18 protein-coding genes are annotated in these 20,571 nt (G+C 64.8%); 5 read left to right on the forward strand and 13 right to left on the reverse strand.

Features of this window, described 5'->3' with window-relative positions; genetic code table 11:
* The first annotated feature begins 13 nt into the window (after positions 1 to 13).
* Positions 14 to 1,012 carry a LacI family DNA-binding transcriptional regulator gene (locus ACFOEV_RS13855; protein ID WP_386774891.1) on the forward strand — a complete coding sequence of 333 codons (999 nt, stop codon included), beginning with the start codon at positions 14 to 16 and terminating at the stop codon, positions 1,010 to 1,012.
* Positions 1,013 to 1,036: 24 nt separating this feature from the next.
* On the opposite strand, the gene tkt is transcribed toward ACFOEV_RS13855, so the two are convergent.
* The 9 genes from tkt to ACFOEV_RS13900 form a co-directional block, all read right to left on the reverse strand.
* Positions 1,037 to 3,061 (reverse strand): transketolase, encoded by a 2,025-nt coding sequence (gene tkt, locus ACFOEV_RS13860; RefSeq protein WP_386774893.1) that lies wholly within the window; start codon positions 3,059 to 3,061, stop codon positions 1,037 to 1,039.
* Positions 3,062 to 3,108: 47 nt separating this feature from the next.
* Positions 3,109 to 4,068: a transaldolase gene (gene tal / locus ACFOEV_RS13865; protein WP_386774895.1), complete on the reverse strand. Its 960-nt coding sequence runs from the start codon at positions 4,066 to 4,068 to the stop codon at positions 3,109 to 3,111.
* Between the two features lie 33 nt (positions 4,069 to 4,101).
* Positions 4,102 to 5,580: a xylulokinase gene (xylB, locus tag ACFOEV_RS13870; RefSeq protein ID WP_386774897.1), complete on the reverse strand. Its 1,479-nt coding sequence runs from the start codon at positions 5,578 to 5,580 to the stop codon at positions 4,102 to 4,104.
* A 38-nt stretch (positions 5,581 to 5,618) separates the two neighbouring features.
* Positions 5,619 to 6,350 carry an SDR family oxidoreductase gene (locus ACFOEV_RS13875; RefSeq protein ID WP_386774899.1) on the reverse strand — a complete coding sequence of 244 codons (732 nt, stop codon included), beginning with the start codon at positions 6,348 to 6,350 and terminating at the stop codon, positions 5,619 to 5,621.
* 9 nt (positions 6,351 to 6,359) lie between these two features.
* The gene (locus ACFOEV_RS13880) at positions 6,360 to 7,901 is read right to left on the reverse strand and encodes an FGGY-family carbohydrate kinase (protein ID WP_386774901.1); all 1,542 of its coding nucleotides are present in this window, start codon (positions 7,899 to 7,901) and stop codon (positions 6,360 to 6,362) included.
* 47 nt (positions 7,902 to 7,948) lie between these two features.
* Positions 7,949 to 8,929, reverse strand: a complete 981-nt coding sequence (locus ACFOEV_RS13885; RefSeq protein WP_386774903.1) for an ABC transporter permease — start codon at positions 8,927 to 8,929, stop codon at positions 7,949 to 7,951.
* Positions 8,926 to 10,428, reverse strand: coding sequence for a sugar ABC transporter ATP-binding protein (locus ACFOEV_RS13890; RefSeq protein WP_386774905.1), 1,503 nt, complete (start codon positions 10,426 to 10,428; stop codon positions 8,926 to 8,928). Before ACFOEV_RS13890 ends, ACFOEV_RS13885 begins: the two co-directional genes overlap by 4 nt.
* Positions 10,429 to 10,481: 53 nt before the next feature.
* Positions 10,482 to 11,420 carry an ABC transporter substrate-binding protein gene (locus ACFOEV_RS13895; protein ID WP_386774907.1) on the reverse strand — a complete coding sequence of 313 codons (939 nt, stop codon included), beginning with the start codon at positions 11,418 to 11,420 and terminating at the stop codon, positions 10,482 to 10,484.
* A gap of 271 nt (positions 11,421 to 11,691) precedes the next feature.
* Entirely contained in the window at positions 11,692 to 12,420 is a 729-nt protein-coding gene (locus ACFOEV_RS13900) for an SDR family oxidoreductase (protein WP_386774909.1), read from the reverse strand.
* A gap of 328 nt (positions 12,421 to 12,748) precedes the next feature.
* On the opposite strand from ACFOEV_RS13900, the gene ACFOEV_RS13905 reads away from it, so the two are divergent.
* The 3 genes from ACFOEV_RS13905 (at position 12,749) to ACFOEV_RS13915 (ending at position 14,650) form a co-directional block, all read left to right on the forward strand.
* Positions 12,749 to 13,090 (forward strand): histidine triad nucleotide-binding protein, encoded by a 342-nt coding sequence (locus tag ACFOEV_RS13905; protein ID WP_386774911.1) that lies wholly within the window; start codon positions 12,749 to 12,751, stop codon positions 13,088 to 13,090.
* Between the two features lie 301 nt (positions 13,091 to 13,391).
* Entirely contained in the window at positions 13,392 to 14,033 is a 642-nt protein-coding gene (gene coq7, locus ACFOEV_RS13910) for a 2-polyprenyl-3-methyl-6-methoxy-1,4-benzoquinone monooxygenase (protein ID WP_386774913.1), read from the forward strand.
* A gap of 11 nt (positions 14,034 to 14,044) precedes the next feature.
* A complete protein-coding gene (locus ACFOEV_RS13915) occupies positions 14,045 to 14,650 on the forward strand; it encodes a DNA-3-methyladenine glycosylase family protein (protein ID WP_386774915.1) in 606 nt (201 codons plus the stop codon).
* 77 nt (positions 14,651 to 14,727) lie between these two features.
* Here ACFOEV_RS13915 and speD read toward each other — a convergent pair whose 3' ends face one another.
* The 4 genes from speD to ACFOEV_RS13935 all read right to left on the reverse strand — a co-directional run bounded on the left by speD (position 14,728) and on the right by ACFOEV_RS13935 (position 17,913).
* The gene (gene speD, locus ACFOEV_RS13920; protein WP_386774917.1) at positions 14,728 to 15,522 is read right to left on the reverse strand and encodes an adenosylmethionine decarboxylase; all 795 of its coding nucleotides are present in this window, start codon (positions 15,520 to 15,522) and stop codon (positions 14,728 to 14,730) included.
* A 176-nt stretch (positions 15,523 to 15,698) separates the two neighbouring features.
* On the reverse strand, positions 15,699 to 16,118 hold the full coding sequence (locus ACFOEV_RS13925; RefSeq protein ID WP_386774919.1) for an OsmC family protein: 420 nt from the start codon (positions 16,116 to 16,118) through the stop codon (positions 15,699 to 15,701).
* Between the two features lie 68 nt (positions 16,119 to 16,186).
* On the reverse strand, positions 16,187 to 16,864 hold the full coding sequence (murU, locus tag ACFOEV_RS13930; RefSeq protein ID WP_386774921.1) for an N-acetylmuramate alpha-1-phosphate uridylyltransferase MurU: 678 nt from the start codon (positions 16,862 to 16,864) through the stop codon (positions 16,187 to 16,189).
* Positions 16,861 to 17,913 (reverse strand): aminoglycoside phosphotransferase family protein, encoded by a 1,053-nt coding sequence (locus ACFOEV_RS13935; RefSeq protein ID WP_386774923.1) that lies wholly within the window; start codon positions 17,911 to 17,913, stop codon positions 16,861 to 16,863. The genes murU and ACFOEV_RS13935 overlap by 4 nt, the downstream gene beginning before the upstream one ends.
* Positions 17,914 to 18,067: 154 nt before the next feature.
* Here ACFOEV_RS13935 and ACFOEV_RS13940 point away from each other — a divergent pair, with 154 nt between their 5' ends.
* Positions 18,068 to 20,521: an LPS-assembly protein LptD gene (locus ACFOEV_RS13940; RefSeq protein WP_386774925.1), complete on the forward strand. Its 2,454-nt coding sequence runs from the start codon at positions 18,068 to 18,070 to the stop codon at positions 20,519 to 20,521.
* Positions 20,522 to 20,571 lie beyond the last annotated feature (50 nt).

The following is a 20,571-nucleotide window of genomic DNA, read 5'->3' on the forward strand; positions in this document are numbered from 1 at the left end:
TTCCGAGTGAGAGATGTCAAGAAGTAGCAAGGTGACCATCACTGATATCGCCAAGCATGTGGGCATGACCAACATGACGGTGTCGCGTGCCTTGAACAAGCCCGACAAGGTCAAGCCGGAGACGCGAGAAAAGATCCTCGCCGCGGCGCAGAAGCTGGGCTATGTCCCGAATGCCTTCGCCAGCCATCTCCGAAGTCGCAAGAACCGCTTGATCGGCCTGGTCACGGCCAGCGTGGATAATCCCTTCTACAGCGAGGTCATCAAGGCAATTTCCCGTGCGGCCAAGGAGCATGACTACACCATCATGCTGATCGATACCGATGGCTCGCCGGAGCTCGAGGAAGTGGCGATCGAGACCCTGCTCAGTTATCAGGTGGCCGGTATCATCCTTTCGCCGGTCTCCGACGCTGCCGGCTATCGCCCCGCCTATCTCGATCGCTTACGTGCTACCCACTTGCCGGTGGTAATGCTGGATCGCACTTTGAATGTGCCGGATTTCAGCCGTGTGGTGCTGGACAATCATCGTGCTGGAAGATTGCTCGGCGAGCAGCTGGTGAAGCAAGGTATCCAGCAGGTGCTGGCATTGACCGGACCGCGTGGCTCGCGGATAACGCAACAGCGCCTGGCTGGCCTCAAGGGGGCTTATGACGCTGCTGATGTGACCTTGACGCTGGAACAGCGACCGGGTGACTACACCCTTCAGCCGGCTTACCGCGACATGGCCGATTATCTGCGCCAAAGCGCACTCCCCCAGGCCGTCTTTGGCTTCAACCAGCTGATTACCCTGGGGGCCATGCGCGCCCTGCATGACGCCCGTGTGTCCCGGGACGAGGTGATGGTGGTGGGAGTCGACCGCCTGCCCTACGCCGATATCTTCGATGTCTCGGTACCCTGTGCCTTGCATGACACCTACCAGGCGGGACATGAGGCGTTTCGCTTGCTCTTCGAACAGATCAAGGACCCCACGGCCGCCGGCTGTGAGGTCGTGATCTCCGCCACGCTGATCCAGTAAGGAAGACGGGAGTGCTTACGGTCGTCAGAGTGCGGCGTCCACCACCCCTTCGACCTCGGCAACCACCTGATTCACGGTGAAGCCGAAGTGGTGGAACAGGTCTTCCGCCTTGCCGGACTCGCCGAAGGTGCGCATGCCGACGACACGGCCCTCCAGACCCACGTACTTGTGCCAGTAGTCGGCATGGGCGGCCTCGACGGCGACCCGGGCGGTGACCTCCGCCGGCAGCACTGACTGGCGGTAGTCGGCGTCCTGGGCGTCGAAGGCGTCGCAGGACGGCATGGAGACCACCCGCACCCGGCGGCCGTCCTGTTCCAACTGGGCGGCGGCGTCCATGGCCAGGGCCACCTCGGAACCGGTGGCAATCAGGATCGCCTCGGGGATGCCCTCGCAGTCCTTCAGCACGTAGCCGCCGCGGGCGATGTCGGCCAGCTGCTGCTTATCGCGAGCCTGGTGCGGCAAGTTCTGGCGGGACAGCACCAGGGCGGTGGGGCCGGACTGGCGCTTGAGCGCCGCGTTCCAGGCCGCGGCGGTCTCCACGGCGTCACAGGGCCGCCAGGTGGCCAGGTTGGGGGTCGTGCGCAGGCTGGTGAGCTGCTCGATCGGCTGGTGGGTGGGGCCGTCCTCGCCCAGGCCGATGGAGTCGTGGGTGAAGACGTAGATGGCGCGCTGGCCCATCAGTGCCGCCATGCGCACGGCATTGCGCATGTACTCCATGAAGATCAGGAAGGTGGCGCCGTAGGGGATAAAGCCGCCATGCAGCACGATGCCGTTCATGATCGCGCCCATGCCGAACTCGCGCACCCCGTAATGCAGGTAGTTGCCGTCTGGAGAGCCCTCAACTGGGGTGGTAGAAGAGCCGGGGGAGATGGCCTTGGCGCCCTTCCAGAAGGTCAGGTTGGAGGGCGCCAGGTCGGCGCTGCCGCCGAGCAGTTCGGGGAGTTGCGGGCCCAGCTCGTTGAGGCAGCTGAGCGAGGCCTTGCGGGTGGCGAGGGACTCGCCCTGCTCCTGGGCGCGCTGGATCATGGCCTCGCCGGTGAACTCGGCGGGCAGCTGGCATTGGATGCGGCGCTGGAACTCGCGGGCCAGCGCCGGGTGGGCCTCGGCGTAGCGGTCGAAGCGTGCCTGCCACTCGGCCTGGGCGGCCTGGCCCTGCTCGCGGGCGTCCCAGGCCTGGTAGATCGGCTCGGGCACGTGGAAGGGCGCATGCGGCCAGTCGAGCCGTGCCCGGGCCGCGGCGACCTCGTCCTCGCCCAGGGGCGCGCCGTGGCACTCCTCCTTGCCCTGCTTGTTGGGGGCGCCGAAGCCGATGATGGTCTTGCACACGATCAGGCTCGGCCGGTCGTCGTCCTGGCGGGCCAGCTCGATGGCCGCCTTGACCGCCTCGGGGTCGTGGCCGTCGATCTGGGGCACCACGTGCCAGCCGTAGGCCTCGAAGCGCTTGGCGGTGTCGTCGGTGAACCAGCCCTCGACCTCGCCGTCGATGGAGATGCCGTTGTCATCGTAGAAGACGATCAGCTTGCCGAGCCGCTGGGTACCGGCCAGCGAGCTGACCTCGTGGGAGATGCCCTCCATCAGGCAGCCGTCGCCGACGAAGCAGTAGGTGTAGTGGTCGACGATGGTGTGGCCCGGGCGGTTGAACTGGGCGGCCAGGGTCTTCTCGGCGATGGCCATGCCCACGGCGTTGGCCAGGCCCTGGCCCAGCGGGCCGGTGGTGGTCTCGATGCCCGGGGCGTAGCCGTACTCGGGGTGGCCGGGGGTCTTGGAGTGCAGCTGGCGGAAGTTCTGCAGCTGCTCCAGGTCGAGGTCGTAGCCGGTCAGGTGGAGCAGGGAGTAGAGCAGCATGGAGCCGTGCCCGTTGGAGAGCACGAAGCGGTCGCGGTCGGCCCACTGGGGATCGTCCGGGTTGTGCTGGAGGTAGTCGTTCCACAGCACCTCGGCGATGTCGGCCATGCCCATGGGGGCGCCGGGGTGGCCGGACTTGGCCTTCTGGACGGCGTCCATGGAGAGGGCGCGAATGGCATTGGCCAGTTCGAAACGGGTCGGCATGGGGATTCCTAATCGGTAGCGGGTTGGCGGTTCAGACGATCGAGGGGTCAGAGGATCGCCAGACGGTCGGCGATCTGTTCCTCGAGGCGTTCCTGATCCTCGGCGAAGCGGCGGATACCCTCGGCCAGCTTGTCGTTGGCCATGGCGTCCTGGTTGTGGCCCCAGCGGAAGGTAGGCTCGGTGAGCGGGGTCGGCCGGGGACCGCCGCTGCGTGCCATGAGCACCCTGGGCTTCACCTCGCCCGGTGTGGTCGCCAGTTCCTCGAGCAGTGCCGGCGAGATGGTCAGTCGCGGGCAACCGGCCAGCGCCAGTACCTGGCCGGTGTTGCGGAAGCTGGCGCCCATCACCACGGTGTCGTAGCCGCCCTGGTTGACCCGTTGGCAGACGCCGCGTACGAACTGCACCCCGGGGTCGGTGTCGGGGGGGAAGTCCTGGCCGGTCGCCTGCTGGTACCAGTCGGTGACCCGGCCGACGAACGGCGACACCAGGTACACGCCGGCATCGAAGCAGGCCTGGGCCTGGGCCTCGCTGAACAGCAGGGTCAGGTTGCAGTTGATGCCTTCCTTCTCCAGCACCTCGGCGGCGCGGATGCTCTCCCAGGTCGAGGCCAGCTTGATCAGCACGCGATCCCGCGAGACGCCGCGCCGCTCATACAGCTCGATCAGTTCGTGGGCCTTGCGGATGCTGGCCTGGGTGTCGAAGGACAGCCTGGCGGCCACCTCGGTGGAGACCCGGCCGGGCACCAGCTTGGCGATCTCGCTGCCCATGGCCACCGCGAGTCGCTCCACCGCGTGTTCGACCTGGGCCTGGCGGTCGCCGCCCTCGGCCCGGATCGCCGCCAGCTCTGCGTCGATCAGCGCCTGGTAGCCCGGCATGTCGAAGGCCTTGAGCAGCAGCGAGGGGTTGGTGGTGGCGTCGTGGGGCTGGTAGCGCTTGATGGCTTCCAGGTCGCCGGTGTCGGCGACCACCACGGAGTACTGACGAAGTGCCTCGAGTTGATGGGTCATGGAGTATCTTCCTCAAGTGAATGATCGGTCCGGTTAGGTGTAGTGATCGGCCAGGGCCTGGCGATAACGACCATAGGCCCCGTGATAGGCGGTGATGCGGTCGGGTTCGGGCTCGGTGTGGGTACCCTCGTCGAGGTGGACCAGCCGTGCGCAGAGGTCCTCGAGAGGGGTGTCGGGGTAACGCTCGCACCAGGCCGCCTGCAGGGCCGCGCCCAGGGCAGCGGCATCGGTGACCTCGGGGCAGATCACCGGGGTGCCGGTGATGTCGGCGACCATCTGGCGCCACACCGGACTCTTCGCTCCGCCGCCGATCAGTCGGATCTGGCTGGCGCCCGCGGCCAGGTCGCCGAGCCGCTCGAGGCCGTAGCGCAGGCCGAAGGTGGCGCTTTCGACCACCGCCCGGCACAGGTTGGCCTGGGTGGTGTTGACGCTGGTCAGGCCCAGGAAGCTGCCGGTGGCCTGGGGCAGCGTCGGGACCCGCTCACCGTTGAAGAACGGCAGCACGGTGACCCCCTCGGCGCCGATAGGCGCGCTGGCGACCTGTTCACCGAAGGCCGCCAGGTCGAGGCCGAACAGCTCGCGCACCCGGGTGGTGGCCGAGGTCACGTTCATGGTGCAGATCAATGGCAGCCAGCCGCCGTGGCTGGCGCAGAAGTTGGCGACCTGGGCGTCGTCGGCGATCACCGGTTCGGGGGAGTAGGCGCACACCGTGCCCGAGGTCCCCAGGCTCAGGGTCACCAGCCCCGGGGCAATGTTGCCGGTGCCGATGGCCCCCATCATATTGTCGCCACCACCGCTCGAAACCACCACGTCCTCGGCGAGCCCCAGATCGGCGGCCAGCTCTGGTCGCACCGTCCCGGCCGGCTCGTGGGCCTCGATCAGCCGCGGCAGCACGCGGGGCGGGTCGAGTTCGGGGGCAATCTCGGCGAGGACGTCCTCGCGCCAGCGCCGCGTGCGGGTGTCGAAGTAGCCGGTGCCAGAGGCGTCGCCGGCCTCGGCGACCCGCTCGCCGGTGAGCCAGAAGTTGAGGTAGTCGTGGGGCAACAGCAGGCTGTCGATGCGCCGGTAGGCCTCGGGCCGGGTGTCGCGCAGCCAGGCCAGCTTGGAGGCGGTGTAACCGGTCTGCAGTACCAGGCCCAGCCTGTCGAGGCAACCGGCCTCACCGCCCAGCCGCTCGACCAGGGCAGCGTTGTGGTCCGCCGTCTCGGTGTCGCACCACAGCTTGGCCGGGTGGACCGGCTCGCCCGTGGCGTCCAGGGCCACCAGGCCGTGCTGCTGGCCGGAGACGCCGATGGCGCGGATCGCGCGAGCGTCGATGCCGGCCCGTTCCACCGCCTCGCGGAAGGCGCCGCGGAAGGCCGCGATCCAGTCGGCAGGGGCCTGTTCGCGGCGCCCCCCATCTCCCGCGTCCAGACGGTGCGGCCGGCTCGCCTCGCCGAGGATGCGCCCTGCATCGACATCGACCACCACTACCTTGGTACTCTGGGTGCCGCAGTCCACACCGATGTACATGTCAGGCTCCTTCTCCTTGTAGAACGTCGAACGCGGGACTAGTGAGACGTGAAGCCCCCATCGATCGGCAGGCAGGCGCCGCTGATCATCGATGCGGCCGGGCTCAGCAGGAAGGCCACCGGCAGGGCGACTTCCCGGGGAGTGGCGAAGCGTCCCAATGGAATGGCGGCCAGCATCGGCTCGCGCTTGGCGGGATCCGCCCAGGCGCGTTCGGCCATGGGGGTCAGGGTCACCGTCGGATTAACGCTGTTGACGCGGATGCCCTTGGGGCCAAGCTCGAGGCACAGCACGCGGGTCATGGCATCCATGGCCGCCTTGGACGCGCAATAGCCCAAATGGCCTGGCAGGGCGGCCATGGCCGCCTGGCTGGAGACGTTGACGATACTGCCCTGGCGGCCGTGCCCGATCATGTGGCGTGCCGCTTCCCGCGCCATCACGGCACTGGCAGTGACGTTGGTGGTCATGATCCGCTCGAGGTCCTCCGCCTTGACGTCCAGGGCGTCGTCGAGGATCGAGATGCCGGCACAGTTGACCAGACCATCGAGGCCAGGCATCCCGACAAAGGCCTCGGTGACCGCCGCCTCGTCGGTAATGTCGACGGCCAGGGTACGTGCCCCCAGTTCTCGCTCGAGGTCGGCGAGCCTGTCCCGGTTGCGACCAAACAGCACCAGGTCGGCGCCGAGCTCGGCGAGGGACCGGGCGATGTCGAGACCGATGCCGCTGGTCGCCCCCGTGACTAGGATACGTTGGTGCTGGAGTTCGAAATCCATGGTGTGATGTCACTCGCACAGTGTGTCGTTGGCATTGAGCCGATGCATGATCGGCTTGAGCGTCGGATAGAGCCGGCAATACAGGTCGAAGAGGTCGTCGTAGCGACGCGCTGCCGCCTCGGATGGCTCGGCGCGCTCGCTCAGGGTGCCGTGCCGCAGGGGCTGGTCGAGGTCGAGCAGGCCGGTGGCCTGCCCGGCCAGCAGGGCGGATCCCAGGGCCGCCTCCACGTTCTCGCGGAAGGTATAGACCGGCATGCGGGTCACGTCGGCGATGATCTGCATCCACAGATTCGACCGGGTGGCGCCGCCGACCACGATCAGGCGGGAGTCGAGGGTCACCCCCTGTCGGCTGCCTGCCTCCATGTTGTGCCGCAGGGCGAAGGTCACGCCTTCCAGTACGGCGCGATACAGGTGGTGGCGGCGATGATAGAGACTCAAGCCGATGAAGCCGGCGCTGGCCTGGGCGTCCCATACCGGGCTGCGCTCTCCCATCAGGTAGGGCAGGAAGAGCAGGCCATCGGCGCCTGGGGAAAGCTCACGGGCGGGCGGCTCGAGCTGATCATAGGCGCTGTCATGCTCCCCGGCGGCGACCCGGTCCTCGCCGCAGAAGGTGTCGACGAACCAGCTGACCGAGGCCCCGGCGGTCAGGGCGCCGCCGAAGGTATAGAGGTCCCGATCGCTGTTCAGCACATGCGGCATGCTGATCAGCCCCTGGCTGGCATCGACGCGCTGGTTGATCACCCCCCAGCACATGCTGGTGCCTATCATGGCGACGTGATTGCCGGGTCGCGTCGCCCCCGCCGCCAGCGTGGCCATCGCGGCATCGACGCCACCGGCGACCACGGGGATATCGGCGCACAGGCCCAGCGACTCGGCCAGCGACGGCAGCAGGCCGCCGACCGGGGTGCCCGAGTCCACCACTCGGGTCGGCAGCTTGTCTCCATCGAGTCCCAGGGCGTCGAGCATTTCCGTCGACCAGTCGCGTTCCTCCAGGTCGTAGATGCCACCGATATTGCCGGCCGAACTGTGGTCGATGGCGATCTCGCCACTCAGGCGATAGTTGATGTAGCTGTTGGGCGGCAGCAGGTAGCGGGTCCGCTCCCAGACTTCCGGGCGCTCGGCCTTGAGCCACATCATCTTGGTGAAGCCGTAGTAGCTGTCCACCCCGTTGCCGGTGATGTCTCCCAGTCGGACCAGATCGATATGCTCCTTCACCCACTGGACCTGCGCGTCGGCCCGGCGATCCATCCAGATCAGGCAGGGATGCAGAGGCCGCATCTCGGCGTCGACCGGGATGCCCGAGCCGCCGTAGAGACTGCTGACACACAGCCCCTTGACGCCCCGGGGGTCGACCCCGGGGGCTGACAGGCAGGCGCGGAGGCAGGTGAGCACGGCTTCCCACCATACGTCCGGCCACTGCTCGGCCCAGAGTGGGCGAGGGGTGTCGACGCGGTAGCCATGGCTATGCTCGGCCAGGATCCGGCCCTGGTGATCGATCACCAGGGCCTTGGTGCTCTGGGTCCCGATATCGATACCGATGACGGTGTCCATGATGGTTCCCCCTTACGGCTTGAAGATGACCTTGATCGAGTCGGTGATCAGGGCGTGCGCTTGCGGCTGATGTAGATCGCCAGCAGGATGATGAGACCCTTGATGACGTTCTGGAGGTAGGGCGACACGCCCATCAGGTTGAGGCCGTTGTTGAGGACGCCGAGCAACAGGGCGCCGACCAGGGTGCCGAGGATCATGCCGCGGCCGCCGGTGATGGCGGCGCCCCCCAGGACTACGGCGGCGATGGCGTCGAGCTCGAAGCCGACCCCGGCGTTGGGCTGGCCGCTCATCAGGCGCGAGGTCAGGATCAGTCCGGCGATGGCCGCGGCGGTGCCGCTCAGGGTGTAGACGAGTAGCTTGTAGCGCGAGACGCGAATGCCGGACAGTCGGGTGGCCTCCTCGTTGCCGCCGATGGCATACAGGTAGCGACCGGTGGCGGTGTGGCTGAGCAGCACATAGCCGATGGCATAGACGCCGATCATGATCAGGATGGGCATCTCGATGCCGGCCAGGCTGCCGCGCCCGAAGAAGGCGAACTCCTGAGGCAGGCCGGAAATGGGGTAGCCACCGGTGTAGATCAGGCCGAGCCCGCGGGCGATGCCCATGGTCGCCAGGGTCACGATGATCGGTGGCATGCCGGCGAAGGCCACGAAGACGCCATTGAAGGCGCCGAAGGCGGCCCCCACCAGCAGCCCGAGCACGATGGCCAGCGCCGGCGGGACGCCGGCGACCATCAGGCCGGCCATGACCGTCCCCGACAGGGCCATCACCGGGCCGACCGAGAGATCGATACCGCCGGTGAGGATGGCCAGGCTCATCCCCGCGGCGATGATCGCGATGATCGACGCCTGGCGAGCCAGGTTGACCATGTTGCTCGCGGTCAGGAAGTTGTCATTGATCAACGCCATGGCGATGAAGACGACGATGAAACCGATCAGCGGGTAGAAGACCGGGGTGCGGCGCCAGCTGGCCAGTCGCGTTTTGAACGACTGACGGGCGGTACCGGGAGTAGAGGCGAGCTGGCTCATGAGCTGAGTCCCCCCGTGGCATGATGCATGATGGATTGTGAGTTGAGGTCTTCGCCCTGGAGTTCGGCGGCGATCCGGCCGTGGTAGAAGACCGCGGCGCGGTCGCACAGGCCGAGCACTTCGGGCAGTTCCGAGGAGATCATGATGATCGACACCCCCTGGGCGGTGAGCTCCTTCATCAGGGCGTAGATCTCCGACTTGGCGCCGACGTCGATGCCGCGGGTGGGCTCATCGAAGATCAGTACCTTGCACTGGTGGCCCAGCCAACGGGCGATGACCACCTTCTGCTGGTTGCCGCCGCTGAGGTCACCGACCGGGGTCTCGGGGCTGGGGGCCTTGACGCGTACCGACGCCATCAGCTCGGCGGCGGTGCGGGACTCCTGGCCGCGCCGGATCAGCGGCAGCGCTCCCTGGAATTGTGTCAGGTTGTTCAAGGAGATGTTGTCGCGACACGAGAACGGCAGGATCAGCCCCTGGGTCTTGCGGCTTTCCGGCAGCAGGCCTATCCCCTGCTTCAGGGCGGTGGCGGGGTGCCGAAGCTTGACCGGCTTCCCCTCCATGCTGACCTTGGCATGAACGGGGCGCGTCGCGCCGATCAGCCCCATGGCCAGTTCCGTGCGACCGGACCCCACCAGACCGGCGAAGCCGAGGATCTCGCCACGGTGGAGCTTCAGCGAGTGCTCGGGGCCATCGGTGTCGAGGCGCAGGGCCTCGATGTCCAGCACCACATCGTGGTAGTCGGCATCGCAACGCTGTTCGGGGAAGATATTCTCGACGCGTCGGCCGACCATCTTCTCGATCAGGTCGTCGGGGGTGGTCGAGGTGATGTCGCAGTCGTCGACCTTCTCGCCATCGCGCATCACGGTGACGCGATCGCAGATGGTGAAGATCTCCTCCATGTGGTGCGAGATGAACACCATGCCGACCTGTTGCTCGCGCAGTTCGCGCATGATGGTGAACAGGTGGTCGGCTTCGTTGGGCGTCAGGGTCGCGGTCGGCTCGTCGAGGACCAGGATGCGGGCATCCAGCGACAGTGCCTTGGCGATCTCGATGAACTGCTGGTCGGCGACGCTCAGTTCGGCGATGGGACAGTCCAGGGGAATCGAGACCTTGAGGCGGTCGAACAGGCGTTGTGCCTCGCGGATCATGGCGGGTCGGTCTCGCAGCCCGAGCCGGTTACGCCGTTCGCGGCCCAGGAAGATGTTATCCACGGCATCCAGGTCCGGAATCAGGCTGAATTCCTGGAAGATGATGCCGACCCCGGCGTCGAGGGCGTCCTGATAACCGTGGAAGTCGCACGCCTTGCCATCGATGACGATGTCCCCCTCGTCCTGGCGGTAGATGCCGCAGAGGATCTTCATCAGCGTCGACTTGCCGGCCCCGTTCTCGCCGAGCAGGGCATGCACCTCGCCGGCGTGGACATCGAGCGACACATCCTGCAGGGCCTTCACCCCGGGAAACGACTTTGAGATGTGCCTCAGGGAAAGTAATGGAGTCATGGGGATATCCTCGTGTGCCGCCTTGGGCGGCACACGTTGTCAGCGTCTAGGGGTTACCAGCTGAAGTCGGCGGCCTTGTCGCGGTCGATCAGCTCCACGTCGATGGGGATTTCCGCGGGAGCGGTGCTGGCGCCCCAGTGCTTGGCCAGGCCCAGGCCGAGCCCCACGCGCACCATGTCGCGGGGATACTGGGCCGAGGTGGCGATGAAGGCCGAGTCCGGGCGCTGGATGGCCTCGATGGCTTCGGGATGACCGTCGACGCTGACCAGCTTGATGTCCTGGCCACTGGCCTCGATGGCGATCAGGGCGCCCAAGGAGCCGATGTCGTTGACGCTGAACAGGCCGTCGAGATCCGGGTGGGCCTGGATAATGTTCTCGGTCACCGTCATGGCATGGGTCCGCTCCTGGCGGCCGTTCTGCTTGGTAACGATTTCGATGCTGTCGTACTCGTCGAGGGCGGCGGTGCAGCCATCGATGCGCTGCAGGATCGGCACGACCGGAATGCCGTCCAGCAAGGCCACCTGTCCCTCGCCGTCGAGCTGCTGGGCCAGGTAGTCGCAGGCCAGGTAGCCGGCGTCGTAGTTCTTGGAGCCCACGAAGCCGTCCACCGGGCCGTTGGCCTGGGCATCGATCGCGACCGTGGTGACGCCGGCTTCCTTGGCGGCCAGCACCGCCGTCTCGACACCTACTGAGTCGGCGGGGTTGAGCAGCAGGATGTCGATGCCCCGCTGGATCATGTCCTCGACATCGCTGACCTGCTTGGCGACGTCGTGGCGGGCATCGGTGATGATCACCTCGGCCCCCAGGCTGTCGGCGGCGCTCTCGAGCGCCTCCTGCATGGTCACGAAGTACTCGTTGTTGAGCTCCTGGAAGGACATGCCGATAGTCAGGGTGTGGTCATCTGCCACTGCGGTGCCCGTGGCCAGGGCGGTCCCGCAGGCGGTGACGAGAGCGGTCTTGCGGACGTGTGCTGTGATCTCGCTGATTTTCATGGTTGGCTCCAGGCTTGTTCTTGTCACGTTGTAAGGTGAAAGGGGGGCTGACACTGATTTTATGTTAACGTCAACATTTCGAAGGCTAGAAGGCTCTGTCTGACGGGTCAACGGGCCTTCGACCAATGTCTAGCTCCTTCAGTATTCCTTGTCAGTCGACGGCTGGCGGATCCACCGGATCTGTAAGTTCAGAATCTACGGAAACTTATAGTTCCGGATGATCGCCGAATCGAAAGAGTCATTCTTGCCGTTACGGTATCGGATGTCCTTCTTACATATCGAAATTGCTGGGCAGGACCACCATGTCGCGAATGGTCACATTGCGGGGGCGGGTCAGCATGTACATGATGGCATCGGCCACCTCGGTCGGTTCGATAATGCTGCCGGATTCCTTGGCCTTGCGCAGGTTCTCCTCCGGCCAGTCGGCGAGCAAGGCACTGTTGACCGGGCCGGGGGAGACCGAGGCGACTCGGATGCCGTGTTTCAGGACCTGACGGCGCACGGTCTGCACGAAACTGGTCATGGCCCACTTGGAGGAGGCGTAAACCGGCTCCCAGGGGACGGGAAAATGCCCGGCCACCGAACTCGTCACCATGATGTCCCCCGTGCCACGCTCGATCATGTGTGGCAGGACATTATGGACGTTCTTCATTACCACACTGACGTTCAGGCTCACCATCCGATCGATGGCGTCCGGGTCGGCATCGAGCAGGTCGCCACCGATATAGCTACCGGCATTGGCGTGGAAGATATCGAGTTGACCTGCCTTCTCCAGGACCCGGGACAGCAGCGTCGCACAGTCCTTCGGGTCGAGCAGATCGATGACCAGGGGAGTCGCGGCATCGCCGAGCTCCTCGCAGATCGCCATCAGAGCGGTTTCATCGCGGTCGATCAGTACCACACGGGCGCCCGACGCGATCATCGCCTTGACGCTGGCCAGCCCGATGCCCGACGCCGCTCCGGTAACGGCTGCCACCTTGCCAGTCAATTCATTCGCCATCTAGTTCTCTCCTTATATCGCCAAGTACCCCTAAGTGAGAGGTACCTTCGCTATCCACCGATTCGGTGGTGATCACTTCGGCCTGAAGCATGTGCTCGAGGCGTGTGTGAAGTGAGACGTTGCTGACGTCGATAAAATGTTAACGTCAACATTTGCAAAGATTAGGCACCCTTCAAAGCTAAATCAATGGTGTTTAGACCAATGTCTAGTGGGGAAGGAGAGGCTTGATCGGGCCCCGCTGGTGGTTGTATGGACTGACAACCGTGCCGAGCAGGAGTAACCTCATGCCCTGACGACATCATTCAGCCTATTCTGATCGGAGTGCGTCATGGACTGCCTGTTCTGCAAGATCGTCAACCGCGAGATTCCTGCCGACATCGTCTACGAAGACGACCAGGTGCTGGCTTTCAACGATATCAACCCCCAGGCCCCGACCCATGTGTTGATCGTTCCCAAGCGCCACATCGCCACCCTGAACGACCTCGAGCAGGACGATCTGGGGTTGGTAGGCCAACTGTCGTTCGCCGCCGCCAGGATGGCCAAGGACTACGGCTTCGCCGAAGACGGCTACCGGGTGGTGATGAACTGCAATGAAAAAGGCGGCCAGTCGGTCTATCATGTACATATGCACCTGATGGGCGGTCGACGCTTCACTTGGCCGGCTGGGTAGCCGGCGCTATGCGACAGCCATCGCTCTCGGGCATGACCTCGGCACTGTGTAGCAACACATGGTCACCGGGTCTGTCGCTTGAGTGAGTCGCGCGCCGAACCAAGCGTATGACGCATCGGTGCATCTTGATTTCGCTGCGAAGCCCCCGATCCTCGGGGGCTTCGCTTATGGCGGCCGTCGCCACGGCGCTGCTTACGAACAGCGGCGGCCTTCGCTACACTAGGTTCCGTCCGAAAAGTCGACGGGCGCAGACAGTTTTCGACAGAATCTAAGCCACGGAAATTTGCTCAGGATTCCCACCATGACGCGCCAGCTATCACGTGCCGACCGCCTGATCCATCAATTCGATACCGTGCTGCGTACCTTGGTGCCTCATGCCGCGCAGCCGGAAAGACCCTCGCCAGCGGGCAGCATCGCCGACGAGCCGATGACGGAAGCCGAGCGCGAGCATGCCGAGGGTTTGATGCGCATCAACCATACCGGCGAGGTATGTGCCCAGGCGCTTTATCAGGGCCAGGGGCTGACCGCCAAGCTGCCGGATACCCGCGAACAAATGGAACAGGCTGCCCAGGAGGAGATCGATCACCTGGCCTGGTGCGATGCGCGCCTGCAGGAACTGCATGGCCATACCAGCGTACTCAACCCCATGTTCTATGCGGCCTCGTTCGGTCTGGGCGCGGTGGCCGGTGCGGTGGGCGACCGGGTCAGCCTGGGGTTCGTCGCGGCCACCGAGGAGCAGGTCGGCCGGCACCTGGATGCGCACCTGCGCGAGCTACCCGTCGCGGACCGCCGTTCCCGAGCGGTGCTGGAGAAAATGCGCGAGGACGAGGCCCACCATGAGCGTTGGGCACTCGAGGCAGGAGGAACTCGCTTTCCCACGCCGGTGAAATTGGGCATGCGCCTGGTCTCCAAGGTGATGACCAACAGCGTCTACCGGTTCTGAGCCTCTCGCCCATGTCCGAGGATGTTCACCAGCGCTTCATCGCAATCGCTGAAGACTTGAGTCCGCTACTGGCCGATGCCATCGCGCGGGGCGGGCCGGTGGCGCTTCATGCCGACGATGCCCAACCCTTGGCTGAACGGCTGTGTCGGTCGGTGGCGGGGCAGCAACTCTCGGTGAAGGCCGCCCGCTCGATCTGGAGCCGCGTGCTCGACACGGCGGGCGATGTGCCGTTGACGGAATTCTTCATCGAGACGAACGCTGAGGCGATACGAGCCTGTGGTCTGTCTTCGGCCAAGACACACGCCATGTGTGCTATCGCGCAAGAGGCGCGGGAGGGCGGGCTCGAGGCTGATGCATTGCGCGCCCTCGATCACGCGACACGCTCCCGCCACCTTACCGCTTTGTGGGGGGTAGGCCAGTGGACCGCAGACATGATCTCGATCTTCTATTTCGGGGAGGAGGACGTCTGGCCCGATGGCGATATCGCTGCGCGCAAGACGCTGGAGCGGCTCACCAGCCCGCGACGCAAGACCGTGCGTACCGCCGAGCGCTTTGCCCCGTATCGTTCCCGTCTGGCACTCTATATGTGGCGTCATGTGGATGCACCGCCGGTTTGAGACGCCGATGCGGCATGCCTAAACGCACAAGGCCCGCGACATCGGTCGCGGGCCTTTGCTTATCAGAACTGCTGCTGTCAGTCGAGGTTGCGCGAATAGAAGATCTCGAGCATTTCCTTGCGCAGGCGGCTCTCGATATCGCGGGCTTCCTCGAAGGTCAAGTCGCGGCTCGAGGTGCCGAATAGGTAGTTGTTCAGCTCGAAGTCCTTGAGCAGCATCTTGGTGTGGAACATGTTTTCCTGGTAGACGTTGACGTCGACCATCTGATAGGCATTCTTGGTGTCCTCGGCCAGGTAGTCCTGGATCGAGGTGATCTCGTGGTCGATGAACAGCTTCTTGCCGTCGACGTCGCGGGTGAAACCGCGCACCCGATAGTCCATGGTGACGATGTCGGAATCGAAGCTGTGGATCAGGTAGTTCAACGCCTTCAACGGGCTGATCATGCCGCAGGTCGAGACATCGATGTCGAGACGGAAGGTGCTGATGCCGTTGTCCGGGTGAGACTCGGGATAGCTGTGCACCGTCACATGGCTCTTGTCGAGATGCCCGACCACGGTCTGCGGCAGCGGGCCGGGCCCCGGCTCGACCTGCTCCGGATTGGTTTCGTCGAGTTCGTGTTCGGCGATCAGGATGGTCACGCTGGCGCCATGGGGCTCGTAGTCCTGGCGGGCGATATTGAGCACATGGGCGCCGATGATGTTGGTGACATCCTTCAGGATCTGCGTCAAGCGTTCGGCATTGTAGAGCTCATCGATATAGTCGATATAAGCCTTGCGCTGCTCTTCGGTCTTGGCATAGCAGATATCGTAGATGTTGAAGCTCAGCGAGCTGGTCAGGTTGTTGAACCCGTGGAGTCGGAGATTATCGGTCACGTCCGAGCCTCCCAGTGTGGTAGATGAGTGCTACCCGACGAACCAGCGCCGGAACCTGCTTGGGCGTTCAATGCAAGAAAGGCGCGTATTATGCACATCCGAGGCGGGTGGCGCATCCGCCAAGGGCGATTTTTTTGCTGCCACGCTCGCCTTGATGAGTATGTGCCGAGCGCTGCTCAGTCTTCAACGATAGTGTAGGAATGTGACACCTCGACACCACCTCGGGCGAGCATGATCGAGGCGCTGCAATATTTCTCCGCGGACAGCTCCACGGCACGCTTGACCTGGGCTTCCTTGAGGCTGCGGCCGCTGATCGTGAAATGCACGTGGATCCGGGTGAAAACGCTGGGCGTCTCGTCGGCACGTTCGGCCTCCAGGGTCGCCACGCAGTCGCTGACCGGGGCACGGGACTTTTCCAGGATCTGCATGACGTCGAAGGCAGTGCAGGCGCCCATGCCCATCAACAACATCTCCATGGGGCGAGGCCCGGTATTGCGGCCACCATGGTCGGGCGGCCCGTCGATGACCACGCTGTGGCCACTCCCCGATTCGGCAACGAACTGGCGGCCATCGGTCCACTTGATGCTGGCTTTCATGGGCAGGGGTTCCTCGAGGACTAAAGGGAGAAGATAGAGGCGCAGCATAGCACCTCGTGGGGGATGGCTCAGCCCTGACGTTGGGCACGCAGCCAGCGGTCCAGTGTCTGCAGGCGCTGGGGCGTTCCCACATCGACCCAATGACCGCGGTGGTGGTGGCCGCCGACGCGTCCGGCGGCCATGGCCTGGCCCAATAGCGGTGCCAGTTTGGCGGGTACCCCGTCTTCCAGTTCCGCGACGAGGAGAGGATCGATCAGGCCCACGCCGGCATAGATGAGGCGCGGTTCGCCTTCGGCATGCAGACGGCCGGTGGCATCGAGGTGGAAGTCGCCGCGAGGATGGAAGGATGTCGTCTCGACCATGACCAGGGTGGCGAGATCGCCGGGTGTCAGGCTCAGCCGGTCGAAGGCAAGATCCGTCCAGATATCGCCGTTGACCAGCAGGAAGGGGGCCATCCCCAGCAAGGGCAATGCATGACGGATGCCGCCGGCGGTTTCCAGTGGCATGTCCTCACGGCTCCAGTCTATGCGGACGCCGTAGTCGGAGCCGTCGCCGAGCGCCTCGACAACCTGCTCGCCACGGTAACTGACATTGATCACCACCTCTCGGATGCCGGCCGCTGCCAATCGCTCCAGGTGGTGAACGATCAAGGGCTTGTCGGCCACCGGCAGCAACGGCTTGGGGCAGTGATCGGTGAGGGGGCGCATGCGCGTGCCGAGGCCGGCGGCCAGAATCATGGCCTTCATGGCGTCCCTCCGTCGCTGATGCCGCGGCATTGTAGCTCGCCACGCAGTGCCGGCGCGAAAGTCGTATCGAGCCAGACGCGGAAGTCGGCGAAGGCCGGCCACGGTGCCAGGCTGTCCTGCAGGTGAGCGAGGAAATGCGGCAAGCGGGACAGGTAGCCGATCTTGTGATCGCGAAGCGTCAGGCGGCAGAAGATACCCAGCACCTTGAGGGTGCGCTGAGCGGCCATGGCGTCGGCCTGGCGGCGGAAGATCCGGGCATCGATTTCGGCGGGCAGGCGGCCGTCACGGATGGCGTGCTGACGAAAGGTCTCGACCCAGGCCGCGAAGCGAGGTTCGTCGAAGCGGCAGTAGCGGCCACGCAGCAGCGAGATGAGATCGTAGGTCAGGGGGCCGGCCACGGCATCCTGAAAATCGATCAGGTACAGGCCGTCGTCGTGCACCATCAGATTCATGGCGTCGAAATCGCGGTGTACGACCACACGCGGTTGGTTCAGGGCGTCATCGATCAGCCGACGCCGCAGCGCCGGCCACTCGGGGGGTGGCGCGATCCCCAACAGGCGCTCCAGACACCACTCGGGGAACAGGCTCAGTTCCCGATCCAGTAACGCCTCGTCGTAGGCCGGAAGCGCCGTGGCCGGTGCCCGATTCTGGAGTCGTTCGAGCAGCTCGATGGCGCGCTCGTGCCATGCCAGGGTCGGAGGAGCGTCGACGCCGGCGAAATGCTGTTGCAATGCGCTGTCGCCGAGGTCCTCGAGCTCGAGAAAGCCGGCCTCCTGGTCGGCTTCGTACAGGCGCGGCACCGGCAATCCGGCCTGGTGCCAGTCTCTGGCAATGGCCACGAAGCGGTGACTGTTGTCACTCTCCTGGGCGGGAGGGGCATCCATCACCATGCGCGTATCGCCATCGGGCAAGGCCAGGCGGAAGTAGCGACGAAAGCTGGCATCACCGGCGGCCAAGCATAACGACACCTCGGCCGGCGCCAGGGCATGACGATGGGCGATCCAGTGGCGCAACCGGTCGAGTCGCTCGGTAGGGGCAGCCTGTGACATCCTCGTTCCTTGGTGATGGGCTTGGTTGACGGACTCACGATGGCGCCGCATGCTGAACCCCCGTTTGCCACGCCCTGAGCGGAGCATGCCAGGGAAGACGTGCGACGCGCGGTCTGTATAATACCGATTCCACTCGTCAAGGACACCGAGGAAGATGGGCAAGCGACTCTACTGGACTGCTTTGGCCAGCGTCATGGTAAGCGGTGCTGGCCTATTGATCAGCCCTGTACAGGCCGCCCCTCCGCCGTCGTTGCCCGCCGAGCGACTGGACTGGCAGGCTTGGGGCGAGGAGGCCCCACCCGATGCCGTGTGTCGCGGTCGTTACGTGGCTCCCGACTATCGGCTGGCGCCCGGCGATACCCCCTCTCAGGTGCGGTCGGCCTCCGATACCGCCTACTATGGCGCAAATGGCGAGACGATTCTCGGAGGAGAGGTCATCCTGCGCCGTGGCGAAAGTCAGCTCGAGGCGCCTCGGGTCAGAGTCAACGCCGAACGTGACCGCGCCTTCGCTTCTGGCCCGCTCGCGCTGCGCGATCGCGGGCTGCTGGTACGCGGCGATGCCGCCGAGATGGCGCTGGACAGCGATGCCGCGGAGATCGATATCGCCCACTATGTGGCCCATGAGCAACGCCTGCGCGGCGATGCCCAGCGCTTGCAACGCCTGGAAGACGGTCGTTACCGGTTGACCGAGGCCAGCTTCACCACCTGCGAACCGGGTAGTGACCTGTGGCGGCTGGTGAGCAACGACATCGTTCTCGATCGCGAGAGTGGTTTCGGCACCGCGCGCCACGCCCGCCTGGAGGCCGGCAAGGTGCCGGTCTTCTACTGGCCGTGGGTGCGCTTTCCCATCGACGACCGGCGCCAGACCGGTTTCCTGTGGCCGACGCTTGGCTTTTCCAGCGGCTCCTTCGACTATGCCCAGCCATACTACCTCAACCTGGCGCCCAACTACGATGCCACCATCACTCCGCGCTGGCTGAGCGACCATGGCCTGCTGTTGGGTGGGGAATTTCGCTACCTGTTCCCCAGCGATGCCGGCCAGCTCGAGGGCGCCTTCCTGTCCAGTGACGGTGGCGGCAGCGACAGTGACCCCAATGCGTCTGCGCGGCGTCATGAGGGCGAGGATCGCTGGTACATCGATTATCGCCACAACGGTCGCTTCTCACCGCGACTGCGCTATGACCTGCGTTATGGCGGGGCCAGCGACGGGAGCTACTTCGACGACTTCGGACGCAGCTTCAGTGAAACCGAGACCAACAGCCTGGCGCGCCTGGCACGGCTCGACTATCGCGGCAGCCTGTGGCGGCTCGAGGGTCGCGCGCAGGGCTATCAGAAGCTGGAAGATCCCCTGCTTGACCGTAAGAAGCCGTTCTACCGGCTGCCAAGCCTGACTGCCGCCGCCACCTGGCGTCAGGACAGCGGTTTCTACCAGCAGTGGGGCTCCAATGCCACCTACTTCTGGCGTGATGTCAACGAAACCCGTGTCCCGCTGCGCGAAGCCCCCGTCGGCACCCGTCTTCACCTGTCGCCGGCGGTAGGCTGGCGCACCGAGCCGAGCTGGGGATTCCTCGAGCCGCGCGTCGAAATGCTGCACACCGCCTACTCGCTCGACTACGGCCAACGCCAGACCGATCGTGCCACGAGCCTTACGCGCACGGTGCCGGTGTCATCCATCGATGGCGGCCTGGTCTTCGAGCGCGAGCTCGATATCGGAGGCGAGGGGTATCGGCAGACCCTGGAGCCCAGGCTCAACTACGCCTATGTGCCGGCTCGCGACCAGAGCGAGTTCCCCGATTTCGACAGCGACGAACTGGCGTTTTCCTGGAACCGGCTGTGGTCGCCCTATCGCTTCTCGGGCTCGGATCGGATCGGCGACCTCAATCGGCTCTCCTATGGCGTCAGCACCCGCTTTCTCGAGGACGACAGCGGCCGTCAGCGCGTTTCGCTGGGGGTGGGACAGGCGGTGTATTTCGATGATCGTCATATCGATATGGCGGGGGATCCCGATACGCTGCCCGCCGAGGACGACAGCACTCCCGAGCGCTTCTTTCGGTTCTACAACGCCACTCGCCCTCGCTCGCCGGTGGTGACGCGTCTCGACTGGCAGGTCAGCGAGCGTTGGAGTACCCGCTACGAATGGCTGTATGACGAGAACCTCGGCCGCACCGAGCGGACCTCCGTGGGGTTGGGATATCGTGATCCCCGCGGTCATGTGTTGAACCTTGGCTATCGCTGGCAACTCCAAGGGTTCGATCCGTCCGGTGATGCGGAGGACCGGTTGGGCTACGACCGCGAGGACTACGACGTTTCCTTCGCCTACCGACTCGATCCGCGTGTGGACATGATCGGTCGCTTCCTCTACGACAACACCAACGGCCGCGCCCTGGAACAGCTCGCGGGTGTGCAATGGAATGACTGTTGTTATGGTGTGCAGCTCGTATGGCGAGAATGGATCGAAGACAACGATACTGCCAATACCATCGAAGATGATTTCACCGATCGGGGTATCTTCCTGCGCTTCGTCTTCAAGGGGCTCGGTGGTGTGGGTCAGGAAGCCGACACCTATTTCGAAGAGGCCATTCCCGGCTATCGTGCCACGCTCTTCTGATACACCCCGCGGATAGCGGGGTATCGATGAACAACCGATATGAACGTGAA

The sequence above is a fragment of the Litchfieldella rifensis genome (assembly GCF_042646605.1).
GTDB classification, from domain to species: Bacteria; Pseudomonadota; Gammaproteobacteria; order Pseudomonadales; family Halomonadaceae; genus Litchfieldella; species Litchfieldella rifensis.